The sequence below is a fragment of the Roseovarius sp. MBR-51 genome (genome assembly GCF_053628575.1).
On record NZ_JBRJGQ010000006.1, the window covers coordinates 86231 to 112814 of the forward strand.

30 protein-coding genes are annotated in these 26584 nt (G+C 60.1%); 11 read left to right on the forward strand and 19 right to left on the reverse strand.

Going from position 1 to position 26584, the window contains the following annotated elements; translation table 11 throughout:
• The first annotated feature begins 30 nt into the window (after positions 1-30).
• From ACSSVY_RS10190 to ACSSVY_RS10215, 6 genes are all read left to right on the forward strand, one after another.
• On the forward strand, positions 31-2538 hold the full coding sequence (locus ACSSVY_RS10190) for a penicillin-binding protein 1A (protein WP_454269643.1): 2508 nt from the start codon (positions 31-33) through the stop codon (positions 2536-2538).
• Between the two features lie 64 nt (positions 2539-2602).
• Positions 2603-3730 carry a peptide chain release factor 2 gene (gene prfB, locus ACSSVY_RS10195; protein ID WP_454269445.1) on the forward strand — a complete coding sequence of 376 codons (1128 nt, stop codon included), beginning with the start codon at positions 2603-2605 and terminating at the stop codon, positions 3728-3730.
• Between the two features lie 164 nt (positions 3731-3894).
• Positions 3895-4119, forward strand: a complete 225-nt coding sequence (locus tag ACSSVY_RS10200) for a twin-arginine translocase TatA/TatE family subunit (RefSeq protein WP_454269446.1) — start codon at positions 3895-3897, stop codon at positions 4117-4119.
• 7 nt (positions 4120-4126) lie between these two features.
• Positions 4127-4594 carry a Sec-independent protein translocase protein TatB gene (gene tatB / locus ACSSVY_RS10205; protein WP_454269447.1) on the forward strand — a complete coding sequence of 156 codons (468 nt, stop codon included), beginning with the start codon at positions 4127-4129 and terminating at the stop codon, positions 4592-4594.
• Positions 4591-5538: a twin-arginine translocase subunit TatC gene (tatC, locus tag ACSSVY_RS10210; protein WP_454269448.1), complete on the forward strand. Its 948-nt coding sequence runs from the start codon at positions 4591-4593 to the stop codon at positions 5536-5538. Before tatB ends, tatC begins: the two co-directional genes overlap by 4 nt.
• Positions 5539-6417, forward strand: coding sequence for an ATP-binding protein (locus ACSSVY_RS10215; protein ID WP_454269449.1), 879 nt, complete (start codon positions 5539-5541; stop codon positions 6415-6417).
• On the opposite strand, the gene ACSSVY_RS10220 is transcribed toward ACSSVY_RS10215, so the two are convergent.
• Both ACSSVY_RS10220 and ACSSVY_RS10225 read right to left on the reverse strand, forming a co-directional pair.
• Positions 6408-6839 carry a hypothetical protein gene (locus ACSSVY_RS10220; protein WP_454269450.1) on the reverse strand — a complete coding sequence of 144 codons (432 nt, stop codon included), beginning with the start codon at positions 6837-6839 and terminating at the stop codon, positions 6408-6410. The genes ACSSVY_RS10215 and ACSSVY_RS10220 overlap by 10 nt on opposite strands.
• A complete protein-coding gene (locus ACSSVY_RS10225) occupies positions 6839-7207 on the reverse strand; it encodes a DUF6152 family protein (RefSeq protein ID WP_454269451.1) in 369 nt (122 codons plus the stop codon). The genes ACSSVY_RS10220 and ACSSVY_RS10225 overlap by 1 nt, the downstream gene beginning before the upstream one ends.
• A gap of 229 nt (positions 7208-7436) precedes the next feature.
• Here ACSSVY_RS10225 and uvrA point away from each other — a divergent pair, with 229 nt between their 5' ends.
• Both uvrA and ACSSVY_RS10235 read left to right on the forward strand, forming a co-directional pair.
• Complete coding sequence (gene uvrA / locus ACSSVY_RS10230; RefSeq protein ID WP_454269452.1) at positions 7437-10295, forward strand: excinuclease ABC subunit UvrA; 2859 nt, start codon at positions 7437-7439, stop codon at positions 10293-10295.
• 4 nt (positions 10296-10299) lie between these two features.
• Positions 10300-11298 carry an Lnb N-terminal periplasmic domain-containing protein gene (locus tag ACSSVY_RS10235; RefSeq protein WP_454269453.1) on the forward strand — a complete coding sequence of 333 codons (999 nt, stop codon included), beginning with the start codon at positions 10300-10302 and terminating at the stop codon, positions 11296-11298.
• A 52-nt stretch (positions 11299-11350) separates the two neighbouring features.
• Here the strand turns inward: ACSSVY_RS10235 and ACSSVY_RS10240 are convergent, their stop codons facing one another.
• The 5 genes from ACSSVY_RS10240 to infC all read right to left on the reverse strand — a co-directional run bounded on the left by ACSSVY_RS10240 (position 11351) and on the right by infC (position 13943).
• Positions 11351-11668 carry an excinuclease ABC subunit A gene (locus tag ACSSVY_RS10240; RefSeq protein ID WP_454269454.1) on the reverse strand — a complete coding sequence of 106 codons (318 nt, stop codon included), beginning with the start codon at positions 11666-11668 and terminating at the stop codon, positions 11351-11353.
• An 87-nt stretch (positions 11669-11755) separates the two neighbouring features.
• The gene (locus ACSSVY_RS10245) at positions 11756-11959 is read right to left on the reverse strand and encodes a YgaP family membrane protein (RefSeq protein ID WP_454269455.1); all 204 of its coding nucleotides are present in this window, start codon (positions 11957-11959) and stop codon (positions 11756-11758) included.
• Positions 11960-12061: 102 nt separating this feature from the next.
• Complete coding sequence (locus ACSSVY_RS10250; RefSeq protein WP_454269456.1) at positions 12062-12685, reverse strand: DnaJ domain-containing protein; 624 nt, start codon at positions 12683-12685, stop codon at positions 12062-12064.
• A gap of 156 nt (positions 12686-12841) precedes the next feature.
• Complete coding sequence (locus ACSSVY_RS10255; RefSeq protein ID WP_454269457.1) at positions 12842-13162, reverse strand: hypothetical protein; 321 nt, start codon at positions 13160-13162, stop codon at positions 12842-12844.
• A gap of 121 nt (positions 13163-13283) precedes the next feature.
• Positions 13284-13943 carry a translation initiation factor IF-3 gene (infC, locus tag ACSSVY_RS10260; protein WP_454269458.1) on the reverse strand — a complete coding sequence of 220 codons (660 nt, stop codon included), beginning with the start codon at positions 13941-13943 and terminating at the stop codon, positions 13284-13286.
• Between the two features lie 101 nt (positions 13944-14044).
• Here infC and ACSSVY_RS10265 point away from each other — a divergent pair, with 101 nt between their 5' ends.
• Positions 14045-14734, forward strand: a complete 690-nt coding sequence (locus ACSSVY_RS10265) for a translation initiation factor 3 (protein ID WP_454269459.1) — start codon at positions 14045-14047, stop codon at positions 14732-14734.
• 77 nt (positions 14735-14811) lie between these two features.
• Here ACSSVY_RS10265 and ACSSVY_RS10270 read toward each other — a convergent pair whose 3' ends face one another.
• From ACSSVY_RS10270 to cysG, 6 genes are all read right to left on the reverse strand, one after another.
• The gene (locus ACSSVY_RS10270) at positions 14812-15663 is read right to left on the reverse strand and encodes a ferredoxin--NADP reductase (protein WP_454269460.1); all 852 of its coding nucleotides are present in this window, start codon (positions 15661-15663) and stop codon (positions 14812-14814) included.
• Between the two features lie 71 nt (positions 15664-15734).
• A complete protein-coding gene (locus tag ACSSVY_RS10275; protein WP_454269462.1) occupies positions 15735-16142 on the reverse strand; it encodes a DUF934 domain-containing protein in 408 nt (135 codons plus the stop codon).
• Positions 16139-16873 carry a phosphoadenylyl-sulfate reductase gene (locus tag ACSSVY_RS10280; protein ID WP_454269464.1) on the reverse strand — a complete coding sequence of 245 codons (735 nt, stop codon included), beginning with the start codon at positions 16871-16873 and terminating at the stop codon, positions 16139-16141. Before ACSSVY_RS10280 ends, ACSSVY_RS10275 begins: the two co-directional genes overlap by 4 nt.
• Positions 16860-18530 (reverse strand): nitrite/sulfite reductase, encoded by a 1671-nt coding sequence (locus ACSSVY_RS10285; protein WP_454269465.1) that lies wholly within the window; start codon positions 18528-18530, stop codon positions 16860-16862. Before ACSSVY_RS10285 ends, ACSSVY_RS10280 begins: the two co-directional genes overlap by 14 nt.
• A gap of 27 nt (positions 18531-18557) precedes the next feature.
• A complete protein-coding gene (locus tag ACSSVY_RS10290; protein WP_045680976.1) occupies positions 18558-18869 on the reverse strand; it encodes a DUF2849 domain-containing protein in 312 nt (103 codons plus the stop codon).
• Between the two features lies 1 nt (position 18870).
• The gene (gene cysG / locus ACSSVY_RS10295) at positions 18871-20265 is read right to left on the reverse strand and encodes a siroheme synthase CysG (RefSeq protein ID WP_454269466.1); all 1395 of its coding nucleotides are present in this window, start codon (positions 20263-20265) and stop codon (positions 18871-18873) included.
• Between the two features lie 145 nt (positions 20266-20410).
• Between cysG and ACSSVY_RS10300 the strand changes: the two genes are divergently transcribed.
• The gene (locus ACSSVY_RS10300; protein ID WP_009818654.1) at positions 20411-20872 is read left to right on the forward strand and encodes an Lrp/AsnC family transcriptional regulator; all 462 of its coding nucleotides are present in this window, start codon (positions 20411-20413) and stop codon (positions 20870-20872) included.
• 76 nt (positions 20873-20948) lie between these two features.
• On the opposite strand, the gene tpiA is transcribed toward ACSSVY_RS10300, so the two are convergent.
• The 6 genes from tpiA to ACSSVY_RS10330 all read right to left on the reverse strand — a co-directional run bounded on the left by tpiA (position 20949) and on the right by ACSSVY_RS10330 (position 25347).
• Entirely contained in the window at positions 20949-21701 is a 753-nt protein-coding gene (gene tpiA, locus ACSSVY_RS10305; protein ID WP_454269467.1) for a triose-phosphate isomerase, read from the reverse strand.
• Between the two features lie 42 nt (positions 21702-21743).
• The gene (locus ACSSVY_RS10310) at positions 21744-22094 is read right to left on the reverse strand and encodes a HesB/IscA family protein (RefSeq protein WP_454269468.1); all 351 of its coding nucleotides are present in this window, start codon (positions 22092-22094) and stop codon (positions 21744-21746) included.
• A 29-nt stretch (positions 22095-22123) separates the two neighbouring features.
• Entirely contained in the window at positions 22124-22486 is a 363-nt protein-coding gene (locus ACSSVY_RS10315; RefSeq protein WP_009818657.1) for an SUF system Fe-S cluster assembly protein, read from the reverse strand.
• Between the two features lie 125 nt (positions 22487-22611).
• The gene (rimK, locus tag ACSSVY_RS10320) at positions 22612-24030 is read right to left on the reverse strand and encodes a 30S ribosomal protein S6--L-glutamate ligase (RefSeq protein WP_454269470.1); all 1419 of its coding nucleotides are present in this window, start codon (positions 24028-24030) and stop codon (positions 22612-22614) included.
• A 148-nt stretch (positions 24031-24178) separates the two neighbouring features.
• Positions 24179-24457: an NfeD family protein gene (locus tag ACSSVY_RS10325; RefSeq protein ID WP_454269472.1), complete on the reverse strand. Its 279-nt coding sequence runs from the start codon at positions 24455-24457 to the stop codon at positions 24179-24181.
• The gene (locus ACSSVY_RS10330; RefSeq protein ID WP_454269473.1) at positions 24457-25347 is read right to left on the reverse strand and encodes an SPFH domain-containing protein; all 891 of its coding nucleotides are present in this window, start codon (positions 25345-25347) and stop codon (positions 24457-24459) included. The genes ACSSVY_RS10325 and ACSSVY_RS10330 overlap by 1 nt, the downstream gene beginning before the upstream one ends.
• 110 nt (positions 25348-25457) lie before the next feature.
• Here ACSSVY_RS10330 and tgt point away from each other — a divergent pair, with 110 nt between their 5' ends.
• A complete protein-coding gene (gene tgt / locus ACSSVY_RS10335) occupies positions 25458-26582 on the forward strand; it encodes a tRNA guanosine(34) transglycosylase Tgt (protein ID WP_454269644.1) in 1125 nt (374 codons plus the stop codon).
• The last annotated feature ends 2 nt before the right edge of the window (positions 26583-26584 follow it).

Sequence of the window (26584 nt, forward strand, 5' to 3'; positions counted from 1 at the left end):
ATCGGGCACACCAAGCATGCGGGGGCCGTGGTGTTACGTCCGATTCTAAGCCTTTTGGGCACTGTCTTTAGCCTGATCACCCTGATTGTGGTGGTTGTTGGCCTCAGCATTGGTGCCGTGTTGCATATTTATGGCAAGGATTTGCCGAGCCACGAGTCGCTGGCCAATTACACGCCTCCGACCATCAGCCGTATCTATTCGGGCGAAGGGCGTATCATTGATGAATTCGCGCGTGAGCGCCGCCTTTTTACGCCCGCGGGGGATATTCCCGATCTGGTGAAGCAGGCCTTTATCAGCGCCGAGGACAAGAATTTCTACACGCATGGTGGCTATGATGCCGTCGGCATTGCCTCGGCGGTGGTGGATGCCGTGAAATCGCGGGGGCGGAACGTGCGCGGCGCCTCGACCATCACGCAGCAGGTGATGAAGAATTTCCTGCTCTCGGGTGATCGTCAGATGGAACGCAAGATCAAGGAAATCATCCTTGCCACGCGGATCGAAGAGACGCTGAGCAAAGATAAAATTCTAGAACTTTATCTCAACGAGATTTTTCTGGGTCAGAACAGCTACGGGGTGGCCGCCGCCGCCCAGACCTATTTCAACAAGACCCTGAGGGAACTGGCCCCACATGAGGCCGCGACGATCGCCTCGATGCCGAAAGCGCCGAGTGATTACCATCCGGTGCGCGAAAAGGAACGGTTGTTGGAGCGCCGTAACTTCGTGCTCAAGGAAATGTGGGAAAACGGGTATCTGACCGAGGCCGCGTATAACGAAGAGCGCGCAACCCCGTTGCGCAGTGTGCAGAACGGTGACTTTGAACCGTTCAGTGCGGAACTTCCGCCGCGTGACTATTTCACGGATGAAATTCGCCGCCAGTTGAGTGAGAACTTTGGCGAAGGCGAATTTTTCACCGGTGGTCTGTCTGTCCGCGCCACAATCGACCCCGAAATGCAGGTGCAGGCCGCGCATGCGTTGCGGCGTCAGCTTGAACTCTACGACCGGGGACAAGGGCGTTGGCGGGGGACTGGCCAAACGCTTCCGCAGGAGGTGCTTGGTACAGAAGCAAATTGGCGTGAAGCGCTTGGGAAGGTGAGTGTCGCGCGGGACATTGATCTGGATGGTCCTTGGTATCCCGCTGTCGTGCTTGAAACCGGCGAGCAAGTCATGCGTGTTGGCGTCGAAGGGGTCGAGGGTATCCAAGAGGTTCCGCGCAGCGATATCAAATGGTTGGCCGGTGATTTCAATTCCACCTTCGAGGTTGGGGACGTGGTGCATGTGCGCCGCGTGACCGGGCAAGACGGGGCCTTTGTCAACTGGTCCCTGCGGCAGGTGCCCGAGGTGCAGGGCGGCTTTGTGGCGATGGACGTGAACACCGGCCGGGTAATTGCCATGCAGGGCGGTTTTTCCTATCAGGCCTCGGTCTTTAATCGCGCCACACAGGCGCTGCGCCAGCCGGGATCAAGCTTTAAGCCGTTCGTCTATGCTGCGGCGCTCGACAGCGGGTATTCCCCGGCAACGATCGTGATTGATGCTCCGATCGAGATCAACACGCCGCAAGGTCTGTGGCGGCCGCGCAATTCATCGAACAAGTTCTATGGCCCCACCCCTCTGCGCACCGGAATCGAGCAATCACGGAACCTGATGACCATCCGTCTCGCGCAGGAGGTGGGCATGGATGTGATCGCCGATTATGCGGAACGGTTCGGCGTCTATGACAACATGGGCCAGTTTCTGGCCAATTCGCTCGGCTCGGAAGAGACCACGCTTTATAACATGGTCGCCGCCTATGCGATGTTCGCCAATGGCGGCGAGCGCGTGCGTCCGACATTGGTGGACCGGGTGCAGGACCGTTACGGCAAGACGATCTACCGACATGATGAACGCGAGTGCGTGAATTGCGACGATCCCGGTATTCCGGAAAACCGTGGCCCGCGCATCGTTTCAGACCGTGAGCGCGTGATGAATGCCGTCACAGCCTATCAGCTCACCTCGATGCTCAAAGGTGTTGTGGACCGTGGCACGGCCTCGGGGGCGATCAATCTGCCGGTGCCTGTCGCGGGCAAAACCGGGACAACCAACGATGCACGTGATGTGTGGTTTGTGGGCTTTACCAGCAACATTGCCGCAGGGTGTTACATCGGTCATGATCAGCCGCGCGGCTTGGGAAAATCAGCCTATGGGTCGTCGCTCTGCGGCCCTGTATTTCAGGAGTTCATGACCGAGGCTGTCAAGAAATACGGGGGCGGGCCGTTTGATGTCCCTCCGGGTGGCCACTTCATCAAGATCGACCGCTTCACCGGGGCGCGCCTGTCGGATGATGCCGAAGGTGAAAACGTGGTGGCCGAGTATTTCCGTGATGGGGAGGAGCCGGTATTTGGCTTGGCGTTTGATGGCGGCTTTGCCATGGGCAACGATCTGGAGCTGTTCAGTGCCGGCGAGCGTGAGCGCGTGCAAGAGGTGACCACCTCGACCGGAGAAAAGGCACAGGTCGGGGGCAAAGCCAGCTTTGGCTCGATGAGTTCGGGTGGCTTGTACTAGGGCTCTCTTGCCCGGCCCGGCGCGCTGCGCTATCACCCGCACCTGACCAGACAAGGACACCCCGATGCGCGCAGAAACCCAGAACCTCGTCGCCGAGATCGAAAAGTCGTTGGAGCTGTTGCGCCAGCGGCTGGGGTGGGAGACCGCCCGGCACCGCCTTGAGGAATTCAATGCCCGCGTCGAAGATCCTACGCTTTGGGATGATCCCGCCCGCGCGCAGTCGTTGATGCGCGAGCGTCAGGCACTGGTGGATGCGCTCGACACCCATGACAGTCTCAAGCAAGAGCTGGACGACAATCTTGGCCTGATCGAGTTGGGCGAAATGGAGAATGATACGGAAGTCGTGTCTGAGGCGGAGGCCGCGATCAAGGCTCTGGCCAAAGTGGCCTCCGCCAAGGAACTGGAAGCGCTGTTGGACGGCGAAGCAGATTCCAATGACACCTTCCTTGAGATTAATGCAGGTGCGGGCGGCACCGAAAGCTGTGATTGGGCGTCCATGTTGGCGCGCATGTATGTCCGCTGGGCCGAAAAGCGCGGCTACACCGTCGAATTGCAGTCGGAATCGGCGGGCGAGGAGGCGGGGATCAAATCTGCTGCCTACAAAATCAGCGGCCACAATGCCTATGGCTGGCTGAAATCCGAATCGGGCGTGCATCGCTTGGTCCGCATTTCGCCGTTTGACTCTGCCGCCAAGCGGCACACGTCGTTCAGCTCGGTCTGGGTCTATCCGGTTGTGGACGACAATATCGAAATCGAAGTGAACCCGTCGGACATCCGTATTGACACCTACCGCAGTTCCGGTGCGGGTGGGCAGCACGTGAATACCACCGACTCGGCGGTGAGGATCACGCATATTCCAACTGGGATCGTGGTCACCTCCTCGCAGAAATCACAGCATCAGAACCGTGACATCGCGATGAAAGCCTTGAAATCGCGGCTTTATCAGCAGGAACTGGACCGTCGAAACGCCGCCATCAACGAAGCGCATGACGCCAAGGGGGACGCAGGCTGGGGCAACCAGATCCGGTCTTACGTGTTGCAGCCCTATCAGATGGTCAAGGATCTGCGGACGGGGGTCGAGACTTCGGATACCAAAGGGGTGCTCGATGGGGATCTTGATGAATTCATGGCCGCCACTCTGGCGATGAATGTCAGCGGTAAGAGCCGCGCCGAGGCTCAGGGGGGTGATTGACCCGGCATGGTCGTCCTGCTTAGGGTATAGTCGGAAAAAATGCGGCGAAATCCGGGGAGCCGTGCTGCTTTGCTGCTTCCAACTGGCGATGTGAGCGACTAGATAATGCAAATGAAATTCCCGGGGGCGCACCAACCGACCCCCCGAGAAAGGGAGAGATTGAAATGCTGAACAATATTGGCCTTCCGGGGCTTCTTCTGATCGCGGTCGTCGTGCTCGTGCTGTTTGGGCGCGGCAAGATCTCGTCGCTGATGGGTGAGGTGGGCAAAGGTATCACCTCTTTCAAAAAGGGTGTCTCCGAGGGCACCAAAGAATTGGATGACTCCAACAAGGAGTCCGCCGAAGGCGCGCGTGACGTGACCCCGGCCGAAAACAAAGACAAGGTCTGACCCCTAAATGTTCGATCTAGGCTGGACGGAGCTATTGCTCATCGGCATCGTGGCCTTGATCGTGGTGGGGCCCAAGGACTTGCCCGGAATGTTTCTGGCAGTCGGAAAGTTTGTCGGCAAGGCCAAGGGTATGGCGCGCGAATTCAGTCGCGCTATGAATGATGCCGCCGAACAATCCGGGATGAGCGACATTCAAAAGACCTTCAAGTCGGCGTCGAACCCAATGAAGACAGCGATGGACGAGGTGCGCAAGACGACCGACAGCGTCAGCCGCGATCTCAAAGACGCGGCCAAGCCGCCGCTCACTCAAGAGCAAAAGGCCGCGGCCGAAAAAGCGCGCGAGAAGACCGCCGAAATGGCCGAGACGCGTAATGCCGCCAAGGCCGAAGTTGCGCCTGCCGCAGCTCCTGCTGGCGTGAAACCCAAGCCGAAGCCGAAGCCGAAGAAAAAGACCAAGGCAGAGGATCAGGCATGAGCCCGCGCGACGAGATCGACGACAGCAGCGCGCCCCTGATCGAGCATTTGGCCGAGTTACGCACGCGGCTGATCCGGTCGGTCATCGCCTTTATCATCGGGATCGTGCTGGCCTTTATCGTGGCTGAGCCGATCTTGCAGATCCTGCTCGAACCGATCGAGGCCAGCCTGCGTGAGTTGGGCGATCCGTCCCCGACGATGCAATATACAAGCCCGCAGGAATACCTCTTTACTCTGTTCCGTATCTCGATGGTGTTCGGCTTTGCTCTGGCCTTTCCTGTGATCGGCTTTCAGATGTGGCGCTTTGTTGCGCCCGGTCTCTACCGGCAGGAAAAGAACGCGTTTTTACCGTTCATGATCGCGTCGCCACTGATGTTCCTGTTGGGGGCATCCTTTGCGCATTTCGTGGTGACGCCGCTGGCGATGGCGTTTTTTCTGGGATTTGCCGATGTGCCCTCGATCATCGCCGATCTGATGACTGGACTGGTCAGTTCAGAGAATCTGCCGGGTGCCGTCGCGACCGCGCCGGACACGAGTGAGGGCATTCGCATCACCTTCTTTGGCAAGGTCAATGAGAGCCTAGATATCACGCTGAAATTCATCATCGCCTTTGGCCTGTGCTTTCAATTGCCGGTGTTGCTCACGCTCATGGGCAAGGCGGGGCTGGTCAGTTCTGGCGGGCTGAAATCGGTGCGTAAGTATGCGGTGGTCGGTATCCTGATCCTTGCGGCGCTTGTGACGCCGCCTGATGTGATGACGCAATTGATCCTCTTCGTCGTGGTCTATGGCCTCTACGAAATCTCCATCCAGCTTGTTTCGTGGGTGGAGAAGAAGCGCGAGGCGGAGTTGCGGGCCGAAGGGCTGTGGTTTGACAACGAAGACGAGGCGGATGCCGATGTCGATGACCCGCTGACCGACGCGTCCGAGGACAAAGGCAAAAGCTGAATGACTATTGACCCGTTGGACCGCATCGCCGCCGCGCTCGAGCGGGTAGCCCCGGCGCCGCTTACGGCTCCTGATTTTGAGGTGGCGGATGCCTTTGTCTGGCATGTTGCACCGGACCGGCTAGAACCTGTCGCGCAGGTCAGTCGGGTTGATATGGGTCTATTGGTCGGGGTGGACCGGTCTCGCGATACGCTCTTGCAGAACACGTTGCAATTCGCCCGCGGTTTGCCTGCGAACAATGCGCTGCTCTGGGGCGCGCGGGGCATGGGAAAGTCGAGCCTCGTCAAAGCGGTGCATGCCGCCGTGCGGGCAGAGGGCCTACCGCTCAAGATCGTGGAATTGCAGCGCGAGGATCTGCCTTCGGTCAGCCGGTTGCTCAATCTGCTTCGGGGCAGCAAGGCGCGGTTCCTGCTGTTCTGTGACGACCTCAGCTTTAGCCATGATGATCAGCATTATAAGTCGCTGAAAGCGGTTCTCGATGGAGGTATTGAGGGACGTCCCGACAATGTTGTGTTCTATGCCACCTCGAACCGTCGCCACCTGATGCCGCGTGACATGATCGAGAATGAGCGGTCGTCTTCGATCAGCCCATCTGAGGCGGTCGAGGAGAAGGTATCGCTTTCGGATCGGTTTGGTCTCTGGCTGGGTTTCCATCCGTGTGATCAGGACCAATACCTTGCGATGATCCGGGGGTATTGCGATGCCTACGGCGTCGAGATTGACGATGAAACGTTGCGCGCTGAGGCGATTGAATGGCAAGCGACGCGCGGTGCGCGCTCGGGTCGCGTGGCGTGGCAGTATTTTACGGATCTCGCAGGACGACGTGGCGTGGCCGTCACGGAGCGGCGCGGCGCTATGACCGGAGCGTCTCAGGAATAGGCTATCATGCGACCGCAGAGCAAGACTGCGGTCCATAGCCCAAGCGAAACAACGGCCCCTCTACGTTGCCGTGGCCGGGGTCGATCGGTGATCTGCAAATGCAGAGCCGCGTTCAGCAGAGCGAGCGCCAAAAGCGCTATCTTTGCGCGAAACCAGCTGTTCGCTACGTATTCCGTCGCTTGCACAGAAAACAGCAGACCCCCGCAAACCGCCGCAATGGAGAGGCCGATAATCGCATAGCTTCGCAAAAGCTGCACTGCGCGCACATCGCCCCGCAAGAGCCTCAGATTCATTGGAATGATCGCGCCAATCAGCATCGCAAGGCCTAGGATGTGGCCTGTATTCACCAATGGGTAGGTCCAACGCGACGCGCGCAAGGCCTGGGCAAATGGCTGTGCCTCAAGCGCGGCGGCCCACTCCATCAGAGGCGTTCAGGATAAAGTTCATAGAGTTTTCCCGCAATCCCGACGGCCTCTGCCTTGACCAAAAGCTCGTTCGGATCGGCTGCGCGTTTGCCGATGATCTTGACCTCGGTGCCGGGCGCGACCATCGCGTCGCTTAGACCTGCGCGTTCATTGCGCCAAGGCTGACCAACCTCCGCCTTCCAGATTTCGCCTTCGGCGTCGATGGTCAATACCCCATGCGGATTGCCAAGCCGCGCCTCGGTGATTACGCCGGTCAATTCGAACCTACCATCATCGGTCCAGCGCCATCCATGATGGGCATCTGCGGGCCACGCCATCAAAAGGGCAGGCAGGGCGACTGTGATAAAGCGGCGTGTCATGGTCATGGGTGGCTCCTTTCTCACTCTTCACATAGCTGGGCACGCAACCCGCGCAGGTCAAATTAAATTTTCCGCACAAGATGTGCCGCACTTGTAAGCGGACCTATTGGTGGCCAAGGCCACGCGGCGGGCTGGTTCAGTGGATTATTACATGTTCGCGCTCTGTTCGCAAAATTGGCTTGGAAGCTGCGCGCGTCTCGCCTATGTGTGAGGGACACAAATCCCGGGGGTCAGAATGGCCGATCTGAAGTATATCGAGGTGCGCGGCGCACGCGAGCACAACCTCAAGAACATCGACGTGGACATTCCACGCGATCAGTTGGTTGTGATCACCGGGCTTTCGGGGTCGGGCAAGTCGTCGCTTGCGTTTGACACGATCTATGCCGAGGGTCAGCGGCGCTATGTCGAGAGCCTCAGCGCCTATGCGCGGCAATTTCTTGACATGATGGAAAAGCCGGATGTGGATCACATCAGCGGGCTATCCCCTGCAATTTCCATTGAGCAAAAGACGACCTCGAAGAATCCGCGCTCGACCGTTGGCACCGTGACCGAGATTTACGACTATATGCGGCTGCTCTTTGCGCGCGTCGGCACACCCTATTCGCCCGCCACCGGCCTGCCGATCGAGGCGCAGCAGGTGCAGGATATGGTGGACCGGGTGATGACGATGGAGGAGGGCACACGCGCCTATCTGCTCGCCCCGATCGTGCGTGACCGCAAGGGCGAGTACCGCAAGGAGTTTCTGGAGCTCCGGAAATCTGGCTTTCAGCGGGTAAAGGTGAATGGCGAATTCTACGAGTTGGACGAACCGCCCACGCTCGACAAGAAATTCCGCCATGACATCGATGTCGTGGTGGACCGCCTCGTCGTGAAAGAGGGGTTGGAGACGCGGCTGGCGGACAGTTTCCGCACCGCGCTCGATCTGGCCGACGGGATTGCCGTGCTGGAAACCGCACCCAAGGACGGTGAACCGGAACGGATCACCTTCAGTGAGAAATTTGCCTGTCCGGTCAGTGGGTTCACCATTCCAGAGATCGAGCCGCGCCTGTTTTCCTTCAATGCACCTTTTGGCGCGTGTCCCGACTGTGACGGGCTCGGGGCTGAGCTGTTCTTTGACGAACGGCTGGTTGTCCCTGATGAGGCGCTGAAATTGGCGGATGGCGCGATTGCGCCGTGGCGCAAGGGCAAAAGCCCGTATTTCACGCAGACCATCAACTCGATCGCCAAGCATTACGAGTTCGACAAGAATAGCTTGTGGAAAGACCTGCCTGCACATGTGAAGCAAGTTTTTTTGCATGGCTCTGGCGAGGATGAAATCCCGTTCCGGTATGATGAGGGTGGGCGCGTCTATCAGGTGAGCCGGGTGTTCGAGGGCGTCATTCCCAATATGGAGCGGCGCTATCGCGAGACGGATTCGAACTGGGTGCGTGAGGAATTCGAGCGCTATCAGAACAACCGCCCCTGCGGTGCCTGCGGTGGATATCGCCTACGGGCCGAGGCGTTGGCGGTGCGTATTGCGGGCCTTCATGTGGGGCAAGTGGTGCAAATGTCGATCCGTGAGGCGCTGGACTGGTGTGGGACTGTGCCGGATCATCTGGGCAAGCAGAAGAATGAAATCGCCCGTGCCATCCTCAAGGAAATCCGCGAGCGGCTTGGGTTTCTCAACAATGTTGGCCTTGATTACCTGACACTTAGCCGCAATGCGGGCACGCTGTCGGGCGGCGAGAGTCAACGCATCAGACTCGCCAGCCAGATCGGCAGCGGCCTGACGGGCGTACTCTATGTGCTCGATGAGCCGTCTATCGGGTTGCATCAGCGGGACAATGGGCGGCTTTTGCAAACGCTGCGCAATCTGCGCGATCAGGGCAATACGGTGATCGTGGTTGAGCATGACGAAGAGGCCATTCGCACGGCTGATTACGTCTTTGACATTGGTCCCGGTGCGGGCGTGCATGGCGGGCGGGTGGTCAGCCATGGCACACCTGAAGCCGTGGCCAATGATCCCGCTTCGATCACTGGGCAATATCTGTCGGGGACGCGTGAAATCGCGGTGCCCGAGGTGCGGCGCAAGGGCAACAAGAAGAAACTGACGGTGGTCAAGGCGACCGGAAACAACCTCAAAGAGATGACGGCAGAGTTTCCGCTTGGAAAATTCGTTTGTGTTTCAGGGGTTTCAGGTGGGGGGAAATCCACTCTGACCATTGAGACCCTGTTCAAAACCGCCTCGATGCGTCTGAACGGCGCGCGGCAGACGCCTGCGCCCTGCGAGACGATCAAGGGGTTGGAGCATCTCGACAAGGTGATCGACATCGACCAACGGCCCATCGGGCGGACTCCTCGTTCGAATCCAGCCACTTACACGGGGGCCTTTACGCCAATCCGGGATTGGTTTGCCGGGCTGCCCGAGGCCAAGGCACGCGGGTACAAGCCCGGGCGGTTCAGCTTTAACGTCAAAGGGGGCCGATGTGAGGCCTGCCAAGGGGACGGTCTCATCAAGATCGAGATGCATTTCCTGCCGGATGTCTATGTGGAATGTGAGACATGCAAAGGCGCGCGCTATAACCGTGAAACGTTGGAAATTCGCTTTAAAGGCAAGAGCATAGCCGACGTTCTTGATATGACGGTTGAAGAGGCTCAGGAGTTTTTCAAGGCGGTCCCATCGATCCGCGAGAAGATGGATGCGCTGATGCGGGTTGGCCTTGGCTATATCAAGGTCGGCCAGCAAGCGACGACTCTGTCGGGCGGTGAGGCGCAGCGGGTCAAACTGTCGAAGGAATTGGCCAAGCGCTCCACGGGGCGCACACTCTATATTCTGGATGAGCCGACCACGGGATTGCACTTTGAGGATGTGAAGAAGCTCTTGGAAGTATTGCATGAATTGGTCGATCAGGGCAATTCTGTCGTGGTGATCGAGCATAATCTCGACGTGATCAAGACCGCCGATCATGTCATCGACATTGGCCCCGAAGGAGGCGATGGCGGGGGTGAGATTGTGGCCGTTGGGACGCCGGAACAGGTGGCAGACGAACCGCGCAGTCACACCGGGCATTATCTCAAGGAGATTCTCGCCGCGCGCCGAGTTGCAGCGGAGTAGGGTGGTGGGGCGGATCGTACGGTTGTGCGGGCGGATCGTACGTCTCGTGTTCCTTTTGTTCCTCGTACTCTGGATTGGCCTGAGTCTGCATTTTCAGATCGCCGCCCCGCTTGTCTATTTGCTGTATTTCGCCTTGGCGCTCTGCTGTCTTGTGACGGCTCGGTTCATGGCGCGCGGGGAGTGGGGCCGGGTCTGGGGGCTGTGCATTTCTGTGCTGGCGGTTTGGGGGCTGTGGTGGGTGACGATCGAGCCGCGTCAGGATCGCGACTGGATGGCGGAGGTCGCGCGCGGTGTCACGTCTGAACAGGGCGTCAGTGATCTGGTCCGTGTCCGCAACATCCGAAGTTTTCGGTGGTCGAGTCCGACTGAGGCGGTTGAAGGCTGGTACGATCTAGACCTTGATCCTACGGCAATCCAGTCAGTGGATATGATCATGTCGATTTGGGATAGTCCGGAGATTGCCCATACGCTGGTCAGTTTCGGTTTTGCTGACGGGCGGCACATCGTGTTTTCTGGAGAGATTCGCAAAGAGGTGGGCGAGGAGTTTTCGGCGCTCGGTGGGTTCTTTAAGAAGTATGAACTGGTGCTGATTGCCGCTGACGAGCGTGACATCGTGCATTTGCGAACGGATGCGCGGGGCGAGACAGTTTCACTCTATCCTATCGAGATGCCGGCAGAGCAGCGGAGCGCGTTGTTTCTGGCGTTTCTGGATTATGGCAACGCTCTGGCGCAAGAGCCGCGTTGGTATCACACGCTTTGGACCAATTGCACAACGATGCCCTACCGGCTTGTGCGGCGGGTGTCAGATCAGGTGGTGTTTGATCCACGTATCATTCTATCGGGCCGTCTGCCGGGCTATTTGTATGACTTGGGTGTCTTGCCTGGTGCAGGCACCGAGCCGCTGGACGTTCTGAAAGAACGCGCTGCCGTTCCTCGCCGTCCAGTCACCGGGCTGAGTGGCGTTGAATATTCACGAATGCTGCGCGAGGGGTGGCAGGACTAAGCCTACGCAGTGCCTCACATGGTGACATGGCGTAGCTCTTTTTTCTGAAGTTTTAGTTCAGCACCGCAGCTGCCGCTCCGATGAGGTCCAGAACCTCGCGGGTTTCGCGGTTGACGCGGTAAATCTGATCGCCGACGCGGTAATAGGTCTGGTTCGGGTCAAGACCGTGGCGACCGGGATTGCGCAGGATGATATAATCCTCTCCGATCCGGTCCCCAATGCGGTAGTAGCCTTGCTTTTTCGCCTGACCCGGGGGCTGGCAGCCATTGTGTTTCTTGGCAAGGCCCGGCGGGCAATGGCCGTGATCCGCAAAGGCGGGAGCACCGCCCAAGGTGATACCCAAGATCAACAGGATCAGAGATTGTTTCATGGCCTGTCCTTTCGTCTGAGCGTAAAGCATGGCCCTTGTCACGCCCGATGCCAAGGGCGGACGTGACAGATGCGCGAAACGCCGCCGCTACTTCTTGAGCGGGCAGGTCGATAGGCCAAGGAGCGAATAGAGCGGGCAACTGGACATCAAGCCTGTCACCAGCGGGATGAAACCGATTAGGTAGAGCCAGCTATAGGCACTGTCGCGGTTGAGAAAGAAGGCAATCAACAGGCCGAGGCCGAGAACGATGCGCAGGGCGCGGTCGATGGAGCCGACGTTTTTCTTGAGCATGGGAACACCTTTGACATGAATGGGCGGAATAGCCCGTGATCATGCGGTGATTATGCCCTGCCTTCAGTCGCGTGGTCTGTGATCTGGTCACAGAGGCAGCCGTTATTTGAAGTTGCGGCTTTCCTTTATCTGCTCCCAGGCCCAAACGACCTGTTGCAGTTGCTCTTCCTGGCTGCGGTCGCCGCCGTTGATGTCGGGATGCAGCACCTTGATCAGCGATTTGTAGGCCTTGCGCAGTTCCGCCTTGGTCCAGGTATCTTCGGCCTCGAGGATTTCGATAGCGCGACGCTCGGTCGGGGGCAATTTCCGCGTGCCACCCTTTTTCTTGCCGGGGTTCTGAGTGGCATTGACGCCAAGCACCTGGTGCGGGTCTTCGATGCCCAAGCGGGCCCAGGCGCGGGCCTCGGGATCGGTGATGCGGCGGGTTTCACGCTCCCACACCTTGTCCTTGGACATTTGCGCATTGAGTTCGGCCTCGGTGGTGCCGTCAAAGAAATTCCACTTTAGGTTATACTCGCGCACATGTTGCTGGCAGAACCAGAAGTAGTCGTCGAGCACATCCGGGGCTTTGGGCGCGCGGTATTTGCCCGCTTCTTGGCAACCGTCATGGTCGCAGAGCCGGGTCGAGGTTTCGGATGCACCGGACATCCCGCGCCGACCACGCGGATTTTTCTTCTTGGCCGAGGACACGGACATATCGAAACCGAAGGGATCTGATTTGGACATGGGGCAAACCTTTGCGAGTCGGAGACGAGAGTGTATGCCAAAACGCGGCAAATTGAAGGGGCGGGCGGAAAAATATTCCGGGTCAGGCGGGCAGGATCGGTCCTTGAAACTGGCCGTTGTCCTTGGGGTGGTTGATCCTCTGACTGTGACGTCGGGTTAAGAGGTCTCGGCGAGATCAGCGTCCTGATCCTCGGTCGGCATGGTCGCGCGGAGTTGCGCGGGCGGGGGTGAACCCTCGGGCAGCAGCACCTCGCGGCGAAAGACCGAGACCGAGCGATAGACAGTATGGGTTGATGTGAGCCCCTGACGTTCTTCGCTGGGCAGGATGTCGGTGCGTAGATACTCCCACCCTGCGCGGGCCATGTCATTGAGCAGATCCTCGACACCCAAGGCAAAGCGCGCCTCGGGGGTCTTGACGCCGGGGGCCTTGCGACCTCGTGTGGGGGCGGGCAGGACCTTGTATTCGTAAAGGGGCATGAACGGCTCCGGTCTGGGGCAGGCGCCATATCCTACGCGACTGGGCCGGGGGTGCAAGCGAAAGACGAAACCCCGGACCATTGATCCGGGGTTTCCTGGTGTCCGTGGTGTTAGGCGCAGGTTATTTGGGGCCCGGTCCGATCACCATGATCATCTGACGCCCTTCCATCTTGGGCATATTCTCGATCCGACCGACTTCTTTGATGTCCTCGGCGATGCGTTCAAGAAGCTGGCGGCCCAGATCCTGATGCGCCATCTCTCGGCCACGGAAACGCAGGGTGATCTTGACCTTGTCGCCGCCTTGCAGGAATTTCACGACGCTGCGCATCTTGACCTCATAGTCATGCGTGTCGGTGCCGGGGCGGAATTTGATTTCCTTGACCTCGATAACCTTCTGCTTTTTGCGCGCTTCGGCTTCGCGTTTCTGCTGTTCGTATTTATACTTGCCGAAATCCATGATCTTGCAGACCGGCGGTGTGGCGCTCGGTGAGATTTCGACCAGATCAAGCCCCGCCTCTTCGGCCATTTCGAGCGCACGCTGCGGGGTCACAACCCCGACGTTTTCGCCATCTGCGCCGATCAGGCGAATTTCATCACAGCGAATGCGGTCATTGATACGGGGGCCGGTTTCGCGCGTGGGAGGCGCGTTGTGGGGTCTGCGGGCTATGGCTTTGTTCCTTCGATCGTTTGTGGGTAAGGGTGAATTCGACGCTGCAAGGTAAACGCGGGAACGCGGGCTTTCAAGCTGCAAATCGGTCAATCTGAGCCGAAAGCTGGTCAATTTCCCCTTGCGCCTTTTGCTATAGACCTACATTTGAAGGGAAGTTCACACGATGGGCCGTGCGGTGAGCGTGCGTGTCCGACAGTTTAGGAGAGACGGTTATGAAAAACCTGATTTGGATTTTGGTCGCGGCCGTTGTTCTGGGTGGCGGATATTTGCTGTTCAGCGGCAATTCGGTGACAGAGGTCGTGGACAGCGTGAGCGAGAGCACGCAAGAGGTCGAGGCGCCGGCGGCATTGGAAGATGCCGCAGCAGCGGTTGGTGAGGCCGCTGAGGCCGCTGCCGAGACGGCGAGCGATGCCGCAGCAGCAGTTACCGAGACCGCAACCGAGGCGGCTAAGGCCGTCAGCGACACCGTGACAGGGGCTGTTGACGCAGCCACGGATACGGCGACAGAGGCGACGGACACGGCCACTGAGACCGCGACGGAGGAGGCGGCGGACGCTGCACAGGATGCGGCAGCGGCGGCGACGGACACGGCTACAGAGACCGCGACAGAGGCAGCGGACGCTGCGCAGGATGCGGCAGCGGCGGCGACGGACACGGCTACAGAGACCGCGACGGATGCTGTGGCCGCAACGGCGGATCAACCGGCAACGACAACTGAAGCGGCGCCCGAGGCATTGACGGTTGAGGGGTTCGACATGAGCGAAGTCGAGACCATGATTGAAGAGTCCGATCTTGGGGCGTTGCAAAAGACGATGCTGGTCGAAGGCGTCCGAGTGGCGCAGGACAATCCCGAGTTGCTGCAGGCGGCGCTTGAAGCGGCCCGCGCGGCGCTTGGATACTGAGCCATATCTTGACATGAAGAAACCCGCGCAATGCTTTGGCTTTGCGCGGGTTTACTTAATTCAGATGTTCAGATGTCTCAGTCCAAAAACGCCTTTTCAACGACATATTCTTTGGGGTCGGAATTGGCCCCTTCGCGCAGGCCGTAACCTTCGAGCATGTCCTTGATTTCAAGGTTGAAGGCGAGATTGCCGCAGACCATGGCGCGGTCGGTTTCGGGGCTGAGGGGGGCCACGCCAAGATCGGCAAAGACCTCGCCCGATCGCATGAGATCGGTGATGCGGCCCATCTTGGGGCTCTGCTCGCGGGTGGTCGTCGGGTAATAGCGCAGCTTGTCGGCAAAGCCTTCGCCGATGAGTTCGGCCAGCATCTCGTCTTTGCGGATGCTCTCGATCAACTCGGCACCATATTGCAATTCGCCCACTTCGCGGCAGGTGTGGGTGATGATCACCTCGTCATAATCGCTATAGGTCTGCGGATCGCGCAGGAGCGAGGCGAACGGCGCAAAGCCGGTGCCGGTGGCAAAGAACCAGATCCGCTTGCCGGGCAAGAGCGCGTCATGCACCAGCGTGCCCACGGGTTTGGGACGCAGGATGATTTCGTCGCCGGGTTTGATATGTTGCAGGCGGCTGGTGAGCGGGCCGTCCTGAACCTTGATCGAGTAGAATTCCAACTCGTCATCCCAAGAGGGTGAGGCGATGGAATAGGCGCGCAGGAGCGGTTTTTCCTTGCCGGTTTTCTCGTCGGCCTGCATGAGGCCGATCATCACGAATTCACCGGAGCGAAAGCGCAGGCTTGCAGGCCGGGTCACGCGGAACGAAAACAGCCGGTCGGTCCAATGCGTGACCTGCGTCACGATCTGCGCATCTGGAATCGCAAGGGTTTTTGGTGCTTTCGCGGTCGCTTGGGTCACGGCGGTCATCTCGTTCATGGGGTCATCTGCCGGTTGGTTAAACCGACATCCTCTTCTAATCTTTGATTCAGGTCAGGTGAAGGTAATAATCAGCCGCGCAGTCGCGCCTGATAATCATGCGCCTGCCAATCGGCCCGAAAGAGCCAATCCGCCTCGGGCTGACGGGTGGCGAGGGCGTCAGAGATTTCCACCTCATCAAAGCCCGAACGCCGGGCCATCGCATATTGATCAGCGATGACATGGCCGCGCGCGCGCAGCCGTCCCGTAAAGCCCATCAGGCGCAATTGCCGTGCGATGGAAAAGCCGCGCCCATCAGCGGCAGTGGGGAAATCGACGCGGATCATCTCAAGTGCGTCGAGCCGCCCGGCCAGCGTGGCGGGGTTGGTGTCATTGGGCAGATCAAGGGCTGTCGCCTCGGGGCCCGCCTCGGCCAAGGGGGTGATGGGGGCGGTCCAATCGTCGGGGCCAAAGCCCCGGTCGGTGACGATTACGGTCATGCGGAAACTCCTCTTCGCACCATCTTGCCGTTGACAAAATGGATGCCACATTCGGTTTTGTCCTGATCGCGCCAGCGGCCCGATCGGGGGTCTTCGCCCGGTTTGACGGGCGTGGTGCAGGGCATGCAGCCGATGGACGGATAGCCACGCGCCACCAGCGGATGCCGGGGCAGGCGGTTTTCGTCCATATAGGTGCGGATATCCTCGGGCGTCCAATGCGCCAACGGATTGACCTTGATACGGCCAGTATCGTCCTCGACCTCGAAGAAATCGAGCGCGGCGCGTGTGCCCGCCTGATAGCGTTTGCGCCCCGTGATCCAGCCGTCAAAGCCCGTGAGCGCGCGTTGCAGCGGCGCGGATTTCCGCAGGGCGCAGCAGGCATCAGTATCGCGCTGATGCAGGGTGGCGTCCGGGTCTTGGGCCCTGAGATCGCCCGTATCCGCGCGGATGATCCGCAGGTCGCTCAGGTTGAGCCGTTCTGCCAGTTCCTGTTGGTAGACCAGCGTTTCGGCAAAGAGCATTTGGGTGTCGATGAAGATCACCGGCGTGTCGCGGCGGGTGACAGAGACCATGTGCAAGAGCACCACGGATTCCGCGCCAAAGCTCGAGACAAGCGCCAGCTTGCCCGCCAGTGGATCGCGCAACGCATGTTCAAGTACCGACACCGCCGAGTGATGGCGGTATCGGTCATTGAGCGCGTGAACCCGTGCGTTCAGGTCACTCTGCGGCATGGGCGCGGGCCTCTTGGTCGTAGAGTGCGGATTTGAACGGGGCCAGCCCGAGGCGATTATAGGACTCAAGGAAGGTCTCCTCTGGCCCTTCGCGCAGGTCGAGATAGGCGAAGATCAGACGCTCTACCGCCGGCACAATCTCGTCATAGGCAAAGCCCGGCCCGGTGCGGGTGCCGATGGCTGTGGTCTCGGACGGATCGCCACCAAGGGTGACCTGGTAGTTTTCCACCCCGGCGCGGTCGAGGCCAAGGATGCCGATATGACCGACATGGTGATGCCCACAGGCGTTGATGCAGCCCGAAATCTTGATCTGAAGATGGCCGACCTCATGCTCGATCTTGAGCTCTTCGAGACGGGTGGCGATACCTTGGGCCACGGGGATCGAGCGGGCGGTGGCCAGCGCACAGTAATCCATGCCGGGGCAGGCGATGATATCCGAGGCGAGGCCAATGTTGCCGGTAGCAAGGCCCATCGTTTTCAGAGCGGAATGCACCGCCGGGATATCAGCCAAGGCCACATGCGGCAGCACGAGGTTCTGCGCGTGGGTGGCGCGAATATCGTTACGGCCATAGCGCTCTGCCAGATCGGCCACGAGGCGCATCTGATCGGCGGAGGCGTCGCCCGGTGTGGCCCCATGCGCCTTGAGGCTGATGGTGACGATGCCGTGGTCGGCGTGTTTATGGGGCGTGACATTGGTATCGGCCCAGGCGCGGAACACCGGATCGGCATCGCGGGCGGCATAATAGGGCGCCGCGTTACGCTCGGAGAGCTTGGGCGTGATGAAGGCCGCATTGATGCGGGCGAGCCAGTCCTGATCGACGCCGGTAAAGGCCGCGCGGCGGCGGGGGAATTCATCCTCGACCAATGCGCGGATTTCATCGAGGCCGTTCTCATGAACGGTGATCTTGATGCGCGCCTTGTATTTGTTGTCGCGCCGTCCGATCCGATTATACGTTGCGAGCACGGATTCGAGATAGGGCAGCAGATCTGCGCGCGGCAGGAAATCGCGCAGCAGTTTGGCCACCATCGGCGTGCGGCCCATGCCGCCGCCAACCCAGACCTCAAAGCCGCGCACGCCGTCGCGCTCGACGATCTTGAGGCCGATGTCATGGCTCTTCATCACCGCGCGATCGCTGTCCGAGGCGATGACGGCGATCTTGAATTTACGCGGCAGGAACTGGAATTCGGGGTGATCCGTGGACCATTGCCGGACCAGTTCGGCCACCGGGCGCGGGTCTTCGATCTCATCCGCCGCAGCGCCTGCGAAATGGTCCGAGGTCACGTTGCGGATTGTGTTGCCGGAGGTCTGGATGGCGTGCATCCCCACCTCCGCCAGCGCATCGAGCATGTCGGGCACGTCGCGCAGCTGCGGCCAGTTGTATTGGATATTGGTGCGGGTGGTGAAATGGCCATAGCCCTTGTCCCACCGCTCGGCCAGATAGGCCAGTTGGCGCAGCTTTGCGGGATCAAGCGAGCCGTAGGGGATCGCCACGCGCAGCATATAGGCGTGCAGTTGCAGATAGAGCCCGTTCATCAGGCGAAGGGGCCTGAATTCGTCTTCGGTCAGGTTGCCCGCGATGCGGCGCTCGACCTGCGCGCGGAACTGGCGGTTGCGTTCCGCGATAAAGGCGGCGTCGAAGTCGTTGTATTGATACATTTTAGTCTCCTGCGCGTGTCGCGTGGGTCAGGCGTGGTTCAGGCCATCAGCTTGTTTGCCGTGGAAAAGGTTCGAAGGGCCCTTGCGGCGAAAATCCTCGCGGAAATGGGTGGGCTCAGGCCCGTTCTGGCCGGGATTGACCTCGGCCAGATAGGCCCCGACGATTTCGCCCACGCGGGCCTGTGCCTGCAGGAGGCGATAATCGGCATCGGCCTCGTCGGTCAGCACCTCGGCCTCAGCCAGATCGCGCGCCCACGTGTCGGCGGCAGTGAGATAGACAACATCGCCCTCGATCAGGGCATTGGCAGTGACGACCTTGGGGGTAAATTCGCGGGCCATATCAGGCAAGCTCCTGTTTCGATTGGTCAATCTGGGCCTCTGCCGCGCGGGGCGCGAGACCGAGGAAGGTGAGTGCCGGGCCGGTGATCGCGGCCTGGGCCAGATCGGCGGGCAGGCGGTCCAGCGTCGTGGCCAGGATGCGTTGATCGGGGCGGCTGGCGTTTTCGATCACGGTCACGGGTGTGGCGCGGTCAGCCCCGTGCATGATCAGGCGACCTTGGATGAAGCGGGCGGATTTCTTGCCCATGTAGATCGCCGCCACTTCGCCCGGACGGGCCAGCGCGTGCCAGTCGTGATCGGCAAAGCCCTTCATGTCATGGCCGGTGAGAAAGCGCACCGAGGCGTTGCGGCCACGTTGTGTGAGGCTCTGACCGATGCTGGCGACCGAGGCGGATGCAGCGGTGATGCCGGGGACCACATGCCACGATATACCGGCGGCGGTCACAGCCTCGATTTCTTCGTCCAAGCGGCCAAAGACCGTGGGATCGCCCCCCTTGAGGCGCACGACCTGCGCGCCGGTGGCGGCATGTTCTACGATAAGGGCGTTGATGGCCTCTTGCGACATGGACGCGCCGAAGCCTTCTTTCCCGGCGTCGATCAGGATCGCCTCGCGGCGGGCGAGTTCGAGAATTTCGGGCGTCACGAGCCGGTCGTGGATCACCACATCGGCGGTGTCGAGCGCCTTGCGGGCCTTGAGGGTCAAGAGTTCCGGATCACCGGGACCGGCACCGACAAAGGCTACATGTCCTTCGCGCTCTTGCTCATTTTTGTGTTTTTCAAGAATGGCTTGAAGTGCGATCTTGACGTGATCCTCACCACCCTGATCCATCGCGCGGGGGCCTGCGTTGAAATAGTAATCGGCCCAGAACTCGCGGCGGCGGCGGCCCATGGGCAGCACATCGGCGGCCTTGCGGAAGGCCTTGCCCAACCGCGCGAGGGGGCCGAGGGTGGCGGGCAGGCGCGCCTCGAGATCGGATTTTATCGCGCGGGCGAGCACCGGCGCCGCGCCTTCGGTCCCAATGGCGATCGTGACCGGATCGCGGTCGACAATGGCGGGGGTGATGAACTGGCTATCCATCAGATTATCAACGATATTCACCAAGGCACCATCTGCGCGGGCGAGGGCGGAGGTGCGGGCATCCTCGACGGCATCCTCATCTGCGGCGTAAAACAGAACGGTGCAGAGGGTATCGCCGGGCTGCATGGCGCGCCGGATCAGGTGCAGACGCCCCTCGGATGCCCATTGCTCGATCTCGGGAGCAGGATTTGGCGTGAGAACGGTCAGATGCGCCTCGGTCTTGAGCAGGAGGCGCAGTTTGGCCAACGCCGCCTCGCCGCCACCCGACAGCACGATGCGGCGGCCTTCTACGGCGAGAAAGATCGGAAAATGTTTCATCTGACGGGTCCCGAGATCGGTTTGACTTCACCTGTAATATAGGAAATATTCCCACCTGAGCGCCATATGCTGGCGTCAATAAGGACATGCGTTCCATTCTGTATCAAAGTTGGATGGAATGTTTCGACATAAGGAAGAAATGAGAATGGCTGTTCGCCTTGATGATCTGGATCGGAAGATCCTCATTCAGTTGCAGGAGGATGGAGGGCAGTCGCTGGACGACATCGCCAAGAATGTGGGAAGTTCCAAGACGCCCGTGTGGAACCGGATTCGAAAGATGCGTGAGGCGGGGGTGATCCGACAGCAGACCTATCTGCTCGATCCCGAAGCGCTTGGGTTTGAGGCCTGCTTCTTCGTGCTGATCCGCACATCAGAGCATGATGCAGGCTGGCAGGCGGCGTTTCTGAAGGCACTCAAGGAGCGACCCGAGGTGCAAGAGGCGCATCGGTTGGCAGGGGATATCGACTATATCCTCAAGGTGCGGGTGGCCAATGCGCGGGCCTATGACGTGTTCTATCAGGCCCTGATTTCAGAGGTGAAGGTGCATAACGTCACCGCGCTCCTGTCCATGGAAGAGATCAAGTCGACGACGATGCTGCCGCTCTGAGCGTGGCGTTGTGGGACGGCAACCGTCTATTTTTTGTGGAGCGCATGGCCGACATTTAGTGATATAAGTGAAAGGGTTACGCGGCGTTCTCAAGCGCTGTGATGATTGGCGAGAAGTCGTGGGCGGTCAGGCTTGCGCCGCCGACGAGCGCACCGTCGACATTGGGAATGGCAAAGATGTCGGCCGCATTGCCGGGTTTGACCGATCCGCCATAGAGCAGGCGAAATCCCATGGCGGCATCGCGGCCGAAACGGTCGCCAAGGTGCGCGCGCAGGAAGGCGTGCACTTCGGCGATCTGAGCGGTGCTGGGCGTGAGGCCGGTTCCGATGGCCCAAATCGGCTCATAGGCGATGACGGTGTTGGCGGTGGTGGCGCTGTCGGGCAGCGACTGGCGGAGTTGATCCGCGATCACATCAAGGGTTTGCGCTGCCTCGCGTTGAGCCAAGGATTCACCAAGACACAAGATGGCGATGAGGCGGGCGGCATGCGCGGCCGACACTTTAGCGGCAACCAAGCCATTGGATTCGTTGTGATCCTGACGACGCTCAGAATGCCCCAATAGGACGGCGGTGGCCCCTGCATCGGCGAGCATTGGGGCAGAGAGATCTCCGGTATGGGCACCCGAGGCGGCGCTATGGCAGTCCTGCGCGCCAATCTGGAGGGGGCTGTCGGCAGAGAGGCCGGCAGCCTGCACAATCAAGGTCGCGGGGGGGCAGATCAGGATGTCGATCTGTGGGGCGGGATGAGCGGTGATGAGAGTTTGAAGCTCTGTCAGGCTGGCGTTGGTCCCGTTCATCTTCCAATTGCCAGCGGCAAGCTTGCGTCTCATGCGTGTATTATCCAGTAATATGAGGTTCTAGTGAGGCAAAGCTCACGTGTCCGCAAACTTGATCGACTCACCACACCCGCAGGCCTCGGTCACGTTGGGGTTGTTGAAGACAAAGCCGGATTCGAGCAAGGAAGTCTTGTAATCAATCTCGGTGCCGAAGAGGAACATCTGGGCCATGGGCGCAATCATCACACGCGCGCCCTCCTGTTCGACCACTTCATCATGGGGGTCGATGTTCTTGACATACTCCATCGTGTATTCCATGCCCGCGCAACCACCTTTCTTGATACCAATCCGCAGCCCCTGATGGGCGTCGCGTTGCATCAGGCGCATGATCTGTTCCGCGGCAGCGGGTGTCATGGTGACGGCTTGTTTTCCGGGAATGCCAAACATGAAGTTTGCCTTTCAATCGGTTGATTTGGTTACATGAAACCAAGTTCGAGCTTGGCTTCGTCGCTCATCATGTCCATGCCCCATGGCGGCTCCCAGACGAGGGCGACATCGACCTGCTTGATCCCGGCCAGGGGTTCAATCGCCTCGGCCACCCAACCGGGCATCTCGCCGGCGACGGGACATCCGGGAGCGGTCAGGGTCATGGTGATAGATACCGTGTTTTCGGTATCAATATCAATGGTATAGATCAGTCCGAGGTCGTAGATGTTAACCGGAATCTCGGGGTCATAGACCGTTCGGCACGCCTCGACGATCTGATCGTAGAGCGGGTGATCGGTGCTTGAGGGGGCGATCAGGGGGGCCCCCTCAAACGGCTCTGAACTGTTCATCATCTCGTTTCCTGCCGGTTATCCTGACCAAACATATAGGATTTATAATGGCCCGCGTCCAGAGGGGAGCGGGGGGCCGGGCATCGGGATGTGCGGGTATACCGTAGGGTCATGCGGTGAATATCTGCTCAGTCGCTGGAGGTGTTGGATTTGCGCCGTCGGACTGGAACCGGGCGGACGCGGGTTTCGATCATCTCGTAGAGCGCGCCGGTGATGTTCTTGCCGGTCGACCCTTCGATGCCCTCAAAGCCGGGGGAGGAATTGACCTCGAGCACCTTGGGGCCATTGTCGGACCGCAGCAGGTCCACACCGGCCATGTTGAGATCAAAGACACGGGCCGCGCGAATGGCGGTGTCGCGTTCATCCTTGGTGATGCGGATGGTTTTGGCTGTGCCGCCCCGGTGCAGGTTTGAGCGAAAGTCGCCCTCGGCACCGGTACGTTTCATGGACGCCACGACCTTGCCGCCGATCACAAGGCAACGGATATCCTCACCTGCGGCTTCCTTGACGAAATCCTGCACGAGGAAATTGGCCTTGAGACCGCGAAAGGCGTCGATCACCGATTCGGCGGCCTTTTTGGTTTCGGCCAGAACCACGCCTTTGCCTTGGGTCGATTCGAGCAGTTTCACGATCAACGGTGCTGTGCCAACGAGGCCCATCAGGTTGGCGGTGTCCTTGGGCGAGGCGGCGAAGGCGGTGTTGGGCATGCCGACCTGCGCGCGTGCCATCAGTTGGTGGGCATAGAGCTTGTCACGGCTGGCGATGATGCCGGCAGAGGTGTTGACGCAGAATGTGCCTATGGTTTCGAACTGGCGGATCACGGCGGCACCGTAGGCGGTGACGGATGCGCCGATGCGCGGGATCACCGCGTCATAGCGGGGCAGGCGTTTGCCGTCGTAATGTACCTCGGGGGCGAGGGCGTTGATCGCCATGTAACAGCGGGTGGTGTCGATCACCTCGACGGTGTGGCCGCGCGCCTCGCCTTCTTCGACAATGCGACGCGTGGAATAATTATCCTCGCGGCTGAGCACGGCGATACGCAGCGCACGCTTGGGCTGTGCCGTGCGCATTTTCGAGGTGTGGTAGACGTCATAGCTGAGTTCGGGTTGCAGAAAGCGGTCGGTGGCGACGATCGAGATGTGATCCTTGAGCGCCTGACGGCCCAAGAGCATGCGGCTGGCCATGGTAGAGCGATTGGTCAGGGTGATCTCAATCGGCCAGCTGTCGCCATTCACCGAAAGTTTGGAGGCGATGACATAGCGCAATTCGCGCTCGCCATTGGACGAGGTGACATCGCGACGGTCGATGATCGGGGCAGAGCAGGGGATGATGAGATCGTCGCGACCGGGGATCGGGTGGACGGTAAAGCGGACCTTGGGGCGGGCCGAGGGACCGAAGGTTTCGATGTCAAAGGCATGCAGGGCAGAGGTGCGCGCACCGGTATCCACTTTGGCCTTGATCGCAGGCACGCCGAGATCGGGCAGAGCCACCCATTCCTCCCAGCCGAATTGCAGGGGCTGGGGCATTTTGGGGTGGTCGTCGGTCATCGAGGCGGGCTCCTTGTCTTGGGCGCGGTGGGTCGGTGGGTGTCGTGTCGGACGGTATGGGGGGACTATGACAGCATTATTCAACCTGAATCTCAAGCACACGGGCGGAATGCCACGTGCCGGAGTAGCTATCTGGCTTGGTGCCGGTCTACTTGTTGATGTCGTCGTGGATCACGCGGGTCTGATCGTCAGTGGGTTTGAAGAGCTTGCGCAGGATCACCCAAGCGACCAGCGACAGACCCGCAAAAACCGCGAGCAGAGCGGTTAGCCCCACCTGGAGTGGTAGGAGGACCAGAAGCGCGGTCACGGCGGCCCCGATGGCGAAGCCGAGAAAAATGAAGCCGGGCACGAGCACTTCAAGGATGGCAAGGCAGAGGGCGGCGGCCAGCCACACCCACCAGAGACCCCAAATCGCCACGCCCGCCATCAGCCGCGCCCTTTGAGCATGTTGAAGGCATTGCCAAAAGCCTCAAGCGCATGGGCCGGCACGAGGATGGTGTTGGAGGAGGGGCTGTTGCCAAGGGCGTTCAGCGCCTCGACCTGTTTCAGCGCAACCTGATACTGCGCGGCCTCCAAGCCGTTGGCAGCGATGGCGGCGGCAACGACGCCGGTGGCATAGGCCTCGGCGTCGGCCTCGATCCGGCGGGCCTTGGCAGCCTGTTCGGCGGCGTAAAGCTCGGCGTCGGCCTGAAGTTCGACGGCGCGCTTGTGGCCTTCGGCCTCTGTCACCTGTGCGCGGCGGGCACGTTCGGCGTTGAGCTGTTGCAGCATGGCGGCGCGGGTGGCCTGATCGAGATTGACGTCGAGAATTTCGGCACGGGTCACTTCGATGCCCCAGTCATCGACGGCGTTTTCAACAAGGGATTTGATCGTGGTGATCAGTTGCGTGCGGTTGGATTGCACCTCGTCGAGGTCCATCTTGCCGATTTCGGCGCGCACGATGCCGGCCACGGTGGTGGCGATGGCACCGTCCACCTCGCGGATGCGGTAGACGGTCTTTTCGGGATAAAGGATGCGGTAGAACACCGAGGTTTCGACCTGCAGGAGCACGTTGTCCCGGGTGATGGCATCCTGGCTCGCGTTGGGCAACTGGCGTTCAAGAATTGAAATCTTGTGCCGGACCACATCGAGAAAGGGCACGATCAGGTTGATGCCGGGGCCAAGTACCTTGTGCAGCTTGCCGAAGCGTTCGACGACATACTGCTCGGACTGGGGCACGATCTTGACGCCGCGAAAGATAACGATGATCACGAGGACTGTGATCAGGAGCCAGACGATATTTGCGGAAATCAGGGTCAGGATCATGTCTTCGGTCATGGGAAGTCTCACACTGGGGCGGTAATGGGGCGGCCAAGACGGCATTTTACAAGGCAGGGTAAACCGCTTTAAAGGGGGGCAAAAGGGCTAAAGCGATGGGAAGCAAGGGCATGCGGTTCGGGTTCGAGAAACTGGCACAGGATGGGGCGGCTCGGGCGGGTGTGATTTCAACGCCGCGTGGCGAGATCCGCACGCCCGCCTTCATGCCGGTGGGCACAGCGGCGACCGTCAAGGCGATGATGCCCGAAAGCGTGCGCGCCACGGGGGCGGATATCCTCTTGGGCAATACCTATCATCTGATGCTGCGACCGGGGGCCGAGCGGATTGACCGGCTGGGCGGTCTGCACCGGTTCATGAACTGGGAACGGCCGATTTTGACGGATTCGGGCGGGTTTCAGGTGATGAGCCTTGCCGGGTTGCGCAAGCTGACGGAGCAGGGTGTGACCTTCAAGAGCCATATCGACGGGTCCAAGCATGAGCTGACGCCGGAGCGGTCGATGGAAATCCAGCGGCTGCTTGGGTCGGACATCGTGATGTGTTTTGACGAGTGCCCCGCCTTGCCCGCGAGTGACAAGGCCGTGGCCGAGAGCATGCGGCTGAGCATGCGGTGGGCGGCGCGGTCCAAGGACGCGTTTGGCGACCGGCCCGGTCATGCGCTCTTTGGGATCATGCAGGGTGGGGTGACGCCCGAATTGCGCGAAGAGAGCGCCGAGGCGCTGAGGGAGATCGGGTTTGACGGCTATGCCGTGGGCGGTCTGGCCGTGGGGGAAGGGCAGGAGGCGATGTTTGGCGTTTTGGATTACGCCACAGGGTTCTTGCCCGAGGATCGCCCGCGCTACCTGATGGGGGTGGGCAAGCCCGACGATATCGTGGGTGCGGTCAAGCGCGGCATCGACATGATGGATTGCGTGCTGCCCAGTCGCTCGGGGCGCACGGGGCAGGTGTTTACCCGGCATGGCGTGGTCAATATCAAGAACGCGCGGCATCAGGACGATCCGCGCCCGCTGGATGAGGCTTGCACCTGTCCGGCCTGTCGGAATTATTCCCGCGCCTATCTGCATCACGTCTTCCGGTCGCAGGAAATCATCAGCTCCATGCTGCTGACCTGGCATAACCTGCATTATTTCCAAGAGATCATGGGCGGGATGCGCGCGGCGATTTCGCAAGCGCGGTTTGCCGCCTGGGAGGTGGATTTTCATGCGGGGCGGGCCGAGGGCGATATTGAGCCGCTCTGAGC

Bases quoted from the DNA above. Each gene is read 5' to 3' on its own strand.
- ACSSVY_RS10245 (WP_454269455.1), bottom strand. From the start codon at position 11,959: ATGCTCAAGAAAAACGTCGGCTCCATCGACCGCGCCCTGCGCATCGTT.
- tpiA (WP_454269467.1), bottom strand. From the start codon at position 21,701: ATGAGACGCAAGCTTGCCGCTGGCAATTGGAAGATGAACGGGACCAAC.
- ACSSVY_RS10200 (WP_454269446.1), top strand. From the start codon at position 3,895: ATGCTGAACAATATTGGCCTTCCGGGGCTTCTTCTGATCGCGGTCGTC.
- ACSSVY_RS10240 (WP_454269454.1), bottom strand. From the start codon at position 11,668: ATGAAACAATCTCTGATCCTGTTGATCTTGGGTATCACCTTGGGCGGT.
- ACSSVY_RS10250 (WP_454269456.1), bottom strand. From the start codon at position 12,685: ATGTCCAAATCAGATCCCTTCGGTTTCGATATGTCCGTGTCCTCGGCC.
- ACSSVY_RS10330 (WP_454269473.1), bottom strand. From the start codon at position 25,347: ATGACCGAAGACATGATCCTGACCCTGATTTCCGCAAATATCGTCTGG.
- ACSSVY_RS10300 (WP_009818654.1), top strand. From the start codon at position 20,411: ATGGCTGTTCGCCTTGATGATCTGGATCGGAAGATCCTCATTCAGTTG.
- tatB (WP_454269447.1), top strand. From the start codon at position 4,127: ATGTTCGATCTAGGCTGGACGGAGCTATTGCTCATCGGCATCGTGGCC.
- ACSSVY_RS10255 (WP_454269457.1), bottom strand. From the start codon at position 13,162: ATGCCCCTTTACGAATACAAGGTCCTGCCCGCCCCCACACGAGGTCGC.
- prfB (WP_454269445.1), top strand. From the start codon at position 2,603: ATGCGCGCAGAAACCCAGAACCTCGTCGCCGAGATCGAAAAGTCGTTG.
- ACSSVY_RS10225 (WP_454269451.1), bottom strand. From the start codon at position 7,207: ATGACCATGACACGCCGCTTTATCACAGTCGCCCTGCCTGCCCTTTTG.
- tatC (WP_454269448.1), top strand. From the start codon at position 4,591: ATGAGCCCGCGCGACGAGATCGACGACAGCAGCGCGCCCCTGATCGAG.
- rimK (WP_454269470.1), bottom strand. From the start codon at position 24,030: ATGACCGACGACCACCCCAAAATGCCCCAGCCCCTGCAATTCGGCTGG.
- ACSSVY_RS10310 (WP_454269468.1), bottom strand. From the start codon at position 22,094: ATGTTTGGCATTCCCGGAAAACAAGCCGTCACCATGACACCCGCTGCC.
- uvrA (WP_454269452.1), top strand. From the start codon at position 7,437: ATGGCCGATCTGAAGTATATCGAGGTGCGCGGCGCACGCGAGCACAAC.
- cysG (WP_454269466.1), bottom strand. From the start codon at position 20,265: ATGAAACATTTTCCGATCTTTCTCGCCGTAGAAGGCCGCCGCATCGTG.
- tgt (WP_454269644.1), top strand. From the start codon at position 25,458: ATGCGGTTCGGGTTCGAGAAACTGGCACAGGATGGGGCGGCTCGGGCG.
- ACSSVY_RS10265 (WP_454269459.1), top strand. From the start codon at position 14,045: ATGAAAAACCTGATTTGGATTTTGGTCGCGGCCGTTGTTCTGGGTGGC.
- ACSSVY_RS10220 (WP_454269450.1), bottom strand. From the start codon at position 6,839: ATGGAGTGGGCCGCCGCGCTTGAGGCACAGCCATTTGCCCAGGCCTTG.
- ACSSVY_RS10315 (WP_009818657.1), bottom strand. From the start codon at position 22,486: ATGATGAACAGTTCAGAGCCGTTTGAGGGGGCCCCCCTGATCGCCCCC.
- ACSSVY_RS10290 (WP_045680976.1), bottom strand. From the start codon at position 18,869: ATGGCCCGCGAATTTACCCCCAAGGTCGTCACTGCCAATGCCCTGATC.
- ACSSVY_RS10280 (WP_454269464.1), bottom strand. From the start codon at position 16,873: ATGCCGCAGAGTGACCTGAACGCACGGGTTCACGCGCTCAATGACCGA.
- ACSSVY_RS10325 (WP_454269472.1), bottom strand. From the start codon at position 24,457: ATGGCGGGCGTGGCGATTTGGGGTCTCTGGTGGGTGTGGCTGGCCGCC.
- ACSSVY_RS10285 (WP_454269465.1), bottom strand. From the start codon at position 18,530: ATGTATCAATACAACGACTTCGACGCCGCCTTTATCGCGGAACGCAAC.
- ACSSVY_RS10270 (WP_454269460.1), bottom strand. From the start codon at position 15,663: ATGAACGAGATGACCGCCGTGACCCAAGCGACCGCGAAAGCACCAAAA.
- ACSSVY_RS10215 (WP_454269449.1), top strand. From the start codon at position 5,539: ATGACTATTGACCCGTTGGACCGCATCGCCGCCGCGCTCGAGCGGGTA.
- ACSSVY_RS10275 (WP_454269462.1), bottom strand. From the start codon at position 16,142: ATGACCGTAATCGTCACCGACCGGGGCTTTGGCCCCGACGATTGGACC.